Raw genomic sequence first — 9,281 nt, 5'->3', positions numbered from 1 at the left:
TTCTAGTATTTGATATGTATTCATGAATTCTAGCTACCTTTACTCGTTGTTTATTCCAGCGAGAAGATCCTTTCATTCTTCTAGAAAGAACACGCTGTGCGCTGTTTTGTTTTTTGAAAAAGCGTGTATAAGCATCCGCAAGGTTGCGAACAGACGACTGCATCGCAATACTATCCACTTCTATTAGCAGATTTTTTAGATTTAAACTTTACAACAATTACCCGAGCTTACAAACTATGTGAAGTTAAAGGCCTAATTTATGCAATCACAGGGAGTGGAACTTTTGTAGCTCCTAATGCAACTCGTTCCATTACTATTTCTACAGAGAAAATCAGAAACTGTATTGATCTTGGATTAGTAGCATCATTTGAGCAAACTAATAGTATTGTCGCAGAGACTATTCAAAAGGTCGTAGATAAAAAATATTTAGAGCAGCTATTAAATTACAATGATCCAACTGGTCTTCCGCATCAAAAAACGGCAGGTCTCTATTGGATGAAGTCTTTCGGCATTAATGTGGATCAAGACCATATAGCAATAGTTTCGGGGGCACAAAATGCTTTAGCAATTACATTGACAGCGTTGTTTAAACCTGGAAACCGAATTGCAACTGATGTATACACCTATTCAAATTTTATCGAATTGGCAAAAATGCTACATATTCAATTAGTACCCATTCAAGGGGATGAATTTGGAATGCTCCCAGGTGAACTTGATAAGCAATGTAGTCAATTGGATATTCATGGTATTTTTTTAATGCCTTCTTGCTCTAATCCTACTACGATTATGATTTCAGATTTTCGAAAAAAAGAGTTAGCAGCAATCATTCGAAAGCATCAAATAATTTTGATTGAGGATGATATTCATGCATTTTTGACAGCAGGGGTTATTTCTGATTATGAGCAACCAATGTTTAATTTACTTCCAGAACAAAGTGTTTATATTAGTGGAACTTCTAAGTGCATTTGTTCAGGATTAAGGGTTGCTTATATGGTATTCGGAGATGCCTTACGTAAGGATATTTTAAAGGCTATATTTAATGTCAATGTTAAAACATCTTCCTTAGACGTAGAGGTGATAACAGAGCTAGTGTTATCAGGAAAAGCTCATGAAATTGTTAAGCAGAAGAAATTTTTAGCAGAGTCTGCAAACGAAATTTATTCAGGATATTTTTCTTCCAACAAGCCTGTCGGGCATCCTTTTAGTTTTTACCGTTGGCTACCTATTCAAAATCATTATGATGCATTTCAATTAGAAACAGATTTGGAGAGGCACGGCATTCGGGTTTTTCATTCCGAGCGTTTTATTACCGCACAAACCATGCCTAATCAGTATTTACGAGTTGCTCTATCCTCTACAAACTCATTAGAAGAGTTGAAAATAGGGCTAGAAATACTAAAACAATATCTCGGCTAGTTTAAAAAGAATACAGCAGACATTTACTTGAAATAAAGGAAAATGCTATTTAACAGTGAAGTCGTAGTAAAAACTCTTCTATAGCCAAGAAGAGTTTTTTGGTGAGTCTATAGTGTTCTGGGGGATTAGTATTTTTATCATTAAAAACAATAAATAAATATATATATAAATATAATGTATTTATGTTATTATGATTACGTTGGAAAATAAAGTATATTTTCATTCGTAAAAATAATTAGGAGAAGAAGGGGAAATAGCGTGAAAATGAAACAACTTTTTTAGGTACAGTATTTGCAGCAACAACTTTAATATCTTTAGCAAATCTACGGACAGATACAATCTTTAAAGATGTTCTTATTGATCATTTGGTTATATAAAGAAAACATAGATATAAAAAGGGAAAGTATAGTAGCTGATTATGGAAAATGGTACATATGATTTTGGTGGATAGTATTACACGTGGTCAAGTTGCTAGATTACTTTATGTTCGTTTGATATAATTATTACTACAGTAGTATTACAGTAATACCTTGGGTATATAATAAAAGAAGAGATGCTTGATACATCTCTTCTGGTAACTGTTGCCGTAAGGCGGGTAGTTACTAAATAAATTTATTTTCTTTTTCTAGAACTTCCCTTTTGCTTCCGACGGCGTAGGGAGGTTCTTTTGCGTTTTGCTAATATTACTCACTAGCTTGTTTCCATAACCAATAACAATAATTCCTAGAAATACTTTCAATAAATTCTGTAGCAAAGACAGTAAATATTCCATCATAGGAGTCACCTACTTTCCCTCTACATAAAAAAGAGAAAGGACAGCACCCACCCTACGTCATACAGTTAAATCTATTCTATCATTCTAGTACAATTTCACCAATATAAACAAGACCACCATTATTGATAGTCTTTTTAGGTAGATTTATAACAATTAATTACAATGTTTTTATATGTTGTTTACTATATACATTCATATTCGCCTTATGATCTTTAGCATAACCTATTATATGGCATATGTTTTTTGTACCAAGCTTTGTTAATGCATTTCGCCTTCGTAGGTGTTGAAGGTTTAGAACTATCCTTTAGTATAGTCATATCATTAGAACATCCTGCGATATTTAGACAGAATGTAGCTAATAAACACGATAGTAATAATTTATTCATATAATCACTTCTAATTCTTTAATAGTTAACATTTTTTCATGAAATAAGTTTCTTACTAATTTTACATTATATTAAAGCTCAGAAAATATTCTTATACTCATAAGTTATTACATTTGAGCTAGTGAGATTTTGTTAATAATAAAAGTGATTCTAGTCGAAGCAAGGCATTTAATTGCTGATAAAGGTAAAACTGCTAGTTATCTAATTCTCTCAGTCATTATGTATTTGATCTATTTAACACATGAACTAATAGCAGAAAATGAACGGAAAGGAACATATAGCTAATAATGTAGGGCCAATCCACATGGCCATGTTAAAAAAATCAATATAAACTATGTGAATTCTTTCTTCCAAAGAATTCGATATCTACAGAAAGGGATTTAAGGTTATTGTAAGGTAAATGAAAGTTACCTGAAAGAATCTCAGTTTAATATAAAATTATGAATTATCACAGGAGGGATGAAATAATGTTAAAGAAACTGGGAATAGGTTTAATAACTTCCATAATTTTGTTGAGTACAAATGGTATTGCTGATGCATCTACTAACAGCGTACATGTAAAAAATGAAATGATATCTAAGAGCACAAAAAAGTGCAGTGACTGTTGGCGTGTTGGTCAATCTAGAACAGAAGATGGAGTTGCAGCAAAGCATACAACAATAGATGGAGAAAAAGTTGTCAAATATACAGTACAGGGCAATGGAAAGGTTAGAATGGATGTCATTGGTAAAGGATTTGCTGAAATTAAAGTAACTAGGGAGAATGGGAAAAGTGTATATTATCAGTTTGAGGTAATTTAATTAGTAATCAAATATAGGTTTTCATTTTAGAACGTTGCCTTCCTATAATTAGGAAGGCTTTTATTATTACATAAATAGGATAAAATAATAGTTCGCTAAATTGGCTAGGAACATAACTAAAAATGTCAGAGGAAATTTAGTAAATTGTTTCACATGAATCATCTTCTCTTGTTTGGATTAATACATATTAAAGTTTATTCTTTGCTTTTCTTTTATAAGAAAAAATAATGTATTTTTTCATTTTATTTTAAGGAGTATTTTGTTTGCTTAGCTTGATAGCAATGTGGTGTCCCACTTATCATTATGACATTTGCACTGGCTATGGCTAAAAATGAATATAATAAGATTTTATATGTAAAAGAAAAAATCTTAATTAGTTAAATTAGAATTATTTCTATAATTTAGATAGATGAGATGAATAGGTAGTTTAATTAGTTGACTATTTGAGCTGCATATTGTTCTAAATTTGCGAGTGGCTCCCAAAAAGAAGGAATCGTGGACGTACCACATGATAAAGTGAGAAGCTTTAAAATGTTTACCTTCGTCTAAATACAAGTTATACACACATATATTGATCTTATTAAGGTATATATTACACATAATATTATGTTAAAGGTGGCGAATTGTATCATGAAAGATTTTGTTCTCGAAAAAGAAAACATTATTCGTAAATATGGTGAATGGACCGCTTATGATATTAAATTAACGGATACTCTATATACAAGAGATATTCGACAACCAAATCCTGCATTAAAAAAAATTGTGACAATGATTCAAGATATCACACAATGTGATTTTAAAAATCTTCGAATCTTAGATTTAGCTTGTTTAGAGGGGCATTACGCTATTGAGTTTGCTATGCAAGGAGCAACTGTTGTAGGGATAGAAGGAAGAGAATCAAACATACAAAAAGCTATATTCGCTAAAGATTTATTAAGGTTGGAAAACTTAACCTTTTATCAAGATGATGTAAGAAATTTAAGTGCTGAAAAATATGGTCATTTTGATATTGTTTTATGCTCTGGTATTTTATATCATTTAGACTGCTCAGATGTATTCCCCTTTTTAGAAAAAGTGTATGAAGTATGCAAAAGGTTTGTAATAATTGATACTCATATCACTTCTACTCCTAATGTATCAGTACTTTATAAAAATTATGAATATAAGGGACACACAATGCTAGAACACTCTGCTAATTCATCAATAGAAGAACGTTTAAAATCAAAATGGGCATCATTAGATAACGTTACTAGTTTTTGGATGACAAAATCCTCTTTATACAATTTTTTAACGCGAACAGGTTTCTCTTCTATAAATGAATCCAGAAGTTTAGTTCAAGAAGATAGGATTACTGTTGTAGCTTTTAAGAAATATCCTATAGAAATTAAAAGCTCTCCTGAAACAGAAAAATACATTGAACCCGATTATTTAGAATGCTAAAAATAACACTATATGTCATTCAAGTTAAAATCGTAAAGTATCCCTAAACAAAATTATCAATTCTCCAAAACCTAATTATATAAATGCAACCCGTTGTTTACGTTTTGGGATACTATATAGTTGTAGATAGTGATGGAATAGCACCGCATTACTATCAACTTAAAGAAATACTTCCGAAAACAAAAAATGAAAAGAATAATAAAAAAGCTTATCATTCCGTGTTAAAAGATAAGCTTTTTTATTTTAGGGTAATTACAAGTATTGAAATTCTTTTAATACTCTCATAATAAACTTAAAGATGCTCTTTTCGACCTTGTAAAATTAATCCTTCATTATTTAAAAGCCGTGATATACCAAATAGCAACAACATTTCCATTTTTATCGAGTACTCTGCCTTCAGCTGCTCCTTCTTCATATGCTGTTACTACACCAGTTTTAGGGTTTACATAAATTTTGTTTTCACTAAATAAGACATATTTGTATTGTTTTCCGCTTGGCGTCATTGACCAAGGTTTCCCCACTTTAATGTGCATAAATTCACCTTGCACGTCAGATACTTGATAAACCGATTTTGTTGATTCTTGATTGTTTACTGCAGCGTGAGTCTTAGTAGTAGCAAAAGTTCCTAAACCTCCAATTCCAATGGTAGCTGCTAACGCAATTCCAACAAATTTTTTCATGTGATAATGCCTCCTTCTTTAATTCATACCTGTATATTAAACGGTTAGTCTTTCATGTCACTTTCATTTACCTTACAATAACCTTAAATAGATTTTTTGAAAATTCTGACCGATGCGAGGGAGAGTATGAAAAAAAATATATTAATTGTTGATGATGACAAAGATATTATTGATCTTTTAAAGCTTTTTTTAGAAATGGAAAATTTTTTTGTTGTAGAGGCTTTAAACGGGGAAGTTGCCTTAAAGTGTCTAGAAGAAAATCATATTGATTTAGCTATCGTTGATATTATGATGCCTAAAATGGATGGTTATCAATTAATTAAAAAGATTCGTGAGACGTTACAATTCCCAATACTTATATTGTCAGCCAAATCTCAAGAAGTAGATAAAATTATAGGTTTAGGGATTGGAGCAGATGACTTCATTACAAAGCCATTTAGTGCTTTAGAAATTATAGCTAGAGTTCAAGCTCACCTTAGAAGGTCCTATGAATTTAATGATAAGGCTGTAGAAGGTAAGGAGAAGCAAATTCATATGGGTGATTTAGTATTAGATCATCATTCTTGTACACTCTATAAATCAAGCGAAACCATTACTCTCAGTGCTACGGAATATAAAATCTTAACACTTTTTATGGAGGAACCAGGGAGAATATTTACTAAAAAACAAATTTTTGAAAGTGTATGGTCTGATTATTACTGTGCAGATGATAATACGATTATGGTTCATATTAGTAGACTGCGAGAGAAATTAGAGGATTCTCCTAAGAATCCAGTTTATATAAAAACGATCCGGGGACTTGGGTATAGATTTGCTAGGAAGGAAGAACTTTATGAAAAATAAAGTTTTATATATCTTAATTAAAAATTACGTTATATTTGCACTAGCAATAGGTTTCACGGTGATAATCTTATTTATATTTTTGATGTACCAAACAGAAAAGCAACTAGGAGAGCTAAATAATTTAAAAGCAAGTGAAGTAGTGCGTGAAAACTTTAAAACTATTAATTCAGAATCAATAGAATCATTTGGTGGTTGGGTAGAAATTCTTAATGAAAATTTACAAGTTATCTATACCAAAGGGGAAAAGAAGGATAAGCTTTTATCATATTCACAAAGAGAATTTACTACTTTATTTTTTGATAATGATCAACTTCCTTATTATTCATCTGTAGCAACATTTGTAACGGAAAAAGGTGATACATTATATTGCCTTGTTAAGGTTCCTAAAAAAGCAATAAAGTATGAATATACGTTTTCTGATAAAAATGAGGAATACGTATATGTTTTTTATAAGATATTTTTTTCTACAATCGCTTTATTTTTTGTATTTTTCTCTATGAATGTATATATATTTAGTAGGCAAATTGCTAGGAAAATAACCAGGCCATTGGATAAACTAGCAACTGGATTTGAGGAAATTGCTAGTGGGAAATATGATAAAAGGTTAAACTATGAAACATATTTTGAGTTAATGCAAATACAGCATTCGTTTAATGTTATGTCGGAAAAACTCGATAAAATAGAGAAAGAGAAGAAAAGGTTGGAAGAAACCAAGCAGAAGATGCTTGTAGATTTGTCTCATGATTTAAGGACACCAATTACAACCGTTCAAGGTTATGTTGAAGCATTACAACTAGGGATCATTACAGAACAGGGTGAAAGAGAAAGAACTTTGAATGTAATATATAATAAGATTCGAATCATTGCGGTATTAACTGAAGATATTTTTGAACTGTCTAAATTAGAGCATTCTGATTACCCTTTTGAAGTACATCCAACTGATGTATCTGAGTTTATTCGTGAATTGCTTGTAGAATATTATGATTTATTCCAAGCCAAGCGCTTAATCCTTCAATATCAAATTCCCTCTAAAGAAGTGATTGCTCCAATTAACAACAGGTTACTATACCGTGCTATCTCTAACATAATATCTAATGCTCTACAGTATAATACGGCAGGTACGACCGTGTTTGTATCGTTAATTGAGGATGAATGCAAAGTATATATAAACATTATAGATAATGGAATTGGAATACCTGAGGATATGAAACAAAGTATTTTTGATGCATTTGTTCGAGTAGATGATTCTCGAGAAAATAATGGGGGATCAGGTCTTGGATTAACTATTGCTAAGCATATAGTGGAGAAACATGGAGGGAGCATAAATTTAGATAGTACAAAGAAAAAAACACATTTCGGTATTTCTTTACCTAAATGCAGTGTGTAAGTATCTTATGAAAATTGTTAGTAAGTTAAATGGTTGAATAAAGAGAACCTCACTTAAGTGATTTTCATATTCTGTTAACCACACTAACATCAAGTTCTTTAATTCAATCGTTTCAAATTCGTAAGTGTATTTTTCATTTGGTTTTGCTAACTTGATGTTGGTGTGACGTAACCTTAAAAATTTAAAAAGGTCCCTTAATCATGTTAAAGGGACCTTGCTCACGCAAATGATCTGTAAATCAATTCATCTTTGATAGACAGATCATTTGTATGATAAATCTTATAAATAATTGCTAAATAGTGAATTTACATAAATGCTTTTAGAAGTTCTTGAATTAATGGGATTGCTCCACCTATAAATTTTAAAACTGCCATTGCGATTTCCATATTATTCTCTCCTCCTTTTTCATATTAAAATGTGGTGAATCTTTATAACCTCATTATAGTAAGCGTTTACAATAATAACAATATATTTATGTATGCAATATTGCATATTTATACATTAGGCCTCTATTAGCCATTTTTTAATGTTACCATAGCAAGGTGAGAGTCTATAAGGGTTCTCCTTAATAGGAGGAAATATGGAAAGAGTGCAAGCGATTTACAGTAATCAAAAATTTAAGAGTTGGGTTAAACAGGTATTAGCTGTAGGAGGAGTAATAGGGTGCTGCTATTTGGTGTTATATGTTTTCTGTTTCTTAGTTATCATGTAAATATTATACAACTAAACTAGTAGAGTCTTGCCGAGAGAGGTAAGGCTCTTTTATTGTAGCTGAAGATGGGCAAACAATATACAATATTTTTTAGGGTTGTCAGATTACTTTGTACGGTGCCTTGTTTCTCTATATTCTAGAACACTAACTCCTATTATTGAGAGTGAATAAGCTTCTATTTAAAGTTTCCATTTTATATACCATAATCCTTATATTACCACGTAAATATAATACAGTAATAATGATTTAAAAGCAAGAATTTTAGTAGCGGTACGTTCACACATCCATCAACTTAAGAGATTTCTTCAGGTAAGATAATAAGTAATCTATCAAAAGCTCCTTTACACAATATATTTATCATTTTAGCCAAGAAGACTCCTTCCTCAAGGAGCGTGAAGGGGCACAGCCTAGTGAGTGGGAGATGAATTGGCTTCGAACAAAGGGATGGCAGGAAGCCATCTTAATTGTTCGACATACAGAAAGTGTTACTCCACTACATATCGAATGTACGTTCGGTGTAAAATAGTCATATACCAAAATGGAGGTGAATCAAATAATGATGAATAAAGCCTATAAGTTTCGTATCTATCCATATCAAGCACAAGCAATTCTAATCAACAAAACGATTGGGTGTTCTCGCTTTGTATTCAATCATTTCCTATCCTTATGGGATCACGCATACAAAGAAACAGGAAAAGGCTTGACCTATGGTACATGCTCTGCCAAACTACCTGCCATGAAGAAAGAGCTTGTTTGGCTAAAAGAAGTGGATAGTATTGCGATTCAGTCGTCTGTTCGCAACCTTGCGGATGCTTATACGCGCTTTTTCAAAAAACAAAACA

At 31.5% G+C, this 9,281-nt stretch carries 7 protein-coding genes and 1 pseudogene; 6 read left to right on the top strand and 2 right to left on the bottom strand.

What is annotated here, in order from left to right; all coding sequences use genetic code 11:
• The first annotated feature begins 123 nt into the window (after nt 1–123).
• The 3 genes from ACTJJY_RS28350 to ACTJJY_RS28340 all read left to right on the top strand — a co-directional run bounded on the left by ACTJJY_RS28350 (nt 124) and on the right by ACTJJY_RS28340 (nt 4,817).
• Nucleotides 124–1,416: a PLP-dependent aminotransferase family protein gene (locus tag ACTJJY_RS28350; protein WP_440607142.1), complete on the top strand. Its 1,293-nt coding sequence runs from the start codon at nt 124–126 to the stop codon at nt 1,414–1,416.
• A 1,628-nt stretch (nt 1,417–3,044) separates the two neighbouring features.
• A complete protein-coding gene (locus ACTJJY_RS28345; RefSeq protein ID WP_440607141.1) occupies nt 3,045–3,377 on the top strand; it encodes a hypothetical protein in 333 nt (110 codons plus the stop codon).
• A 630-nt stretch (nt 3,378–4,007) separates the two neighbouring features.
• On the top strand, nt 4,008–4,817 hold the full coding sequence (locus ACTJJY_RS28340; protein ID WP_000651395.1) for a class I SAM-dependent methyltransferase: 810 nt from the start codon (nt 4,008–4,010) through the stop codon (nt 4,815–4,817).
• Between the two features lie 332 nt (nt 4,818–5,149).
• Here ACTJJY_RS28340 and ACTJJY_RS28335 read toward each other — a convergent pair whose 3' ends face one another.
• Nucleotides 5,150–5,497 (bottom strand): hypothetical protein, encoded by a 348-nt coding sequence (locus ACTJJY_RS28335; RefSeq protein ID WP_047387924.1) that lies wholly within the window; start codon nt 5,495–5,497, stop codon nt 5,150–5,152.
• 126 nt (nt 5,498–5,623) lie between these two features.
• Here ACTJJY_RS28335 and ACTJJY_RS28330 point away from each other — a divergent pair, with 126 nt between their 5' ends.
• Nucleotides 5,624–6,340 (top strand): response regulator transcription factor, encoded by a 717-nt coding sequence (locus ACTJJY_RS28330; protein WP_153218487.1) that lies wholly within the window; start codon nt 5,624–5,626, stop codon nt 6,338–6,340.
• On the top strand, nt 6,330–7,727 hold the full coding sequence (locus tag ACTJJY_RS28325) for a sensor histidine kinase (protein ID WP_440607140.1): 1,398 nt from the start codon (nt 6,330–6,332) through the stop codon (nt 7,725–7,727). Before ACTJJY_RS28330 ends, ACTJJY_RS28325 begins: the two co-directional genes overlap by 11 nt.
• A 305-nt stretch (nt 7,728–8,032) precedes the next feature.
• Here ACTJJY_RS28325 and ACTJJY_RS28320 read toward each other — a convergent pair.
• Nucleotides 8,033–8,219, bottom strand: a pseudogene (locus ACTJJY_RS28320) (hypothetical protein).
• Nucleotides 8,220–8,995: 776 nt separating this feature from the next.
• Between ACTJJY_RS28320 and ACTJJY_RS28315 the strand changes: the two are divergent.
• A partial coding sequence (locus ACTJJY_RS28315; RefSeq protein WP_440607139.1) for a helix-turn-helix domain-containing protein occupies nt 8,996–9,281 on the top strand: 286 nt, incomplete at its 3' end.

Origin of the sequence: Bacillus sp. 22475, from assembly GCF_052044835.1 — a bacterium.
GTDB classification, from domain to species: domain Bacteria; phylum Bacillota; class Bacilli; order Bacillales; family Bacillaceae_G; genus Bacillus_A; species Bacillus_A cereus.
This window is presented reverse-complemented; position numbering and strand designations above follow the sequence as displayed.

Coding starts and splice junctions, on each gene's coding strand:
- ACTJJY_RS28340 (WP_000651395.1), top strand. CDS start 4,008: ATGAAAGATTTTGTTCTCGAAAAAGAAAACATTATTCGTAAATATGGT.
- ACTJJY_RS28325 (WP_440607140.1), top strand. CDS start 6,330: ATGAAAAATAAAGTTTTATATATCTTAATTAAAAATTACGTTATATTT.
- ACTJJY_RS28330 (WP_153218487.1), top strand. CDS start 5,624: ATGAAAAAAAATATATTAATTGTTGATGATGACAAAGATATTATTGAT.
- ACTJJY_RS28335 (WP_047387924.1), bottom strand. CDS start 5,497: ATGAAAAAATTTGTTGGAATTGCGTTAGCAGCTACCATTGGAATTGGA.
- ACTJJY_RS28345 (WP_440607141.1), top strand. CDS start 3,045: ATGTTAAAGAAACTGGGAATAGGTTTAATAACTTCCATAATTTTGTTG.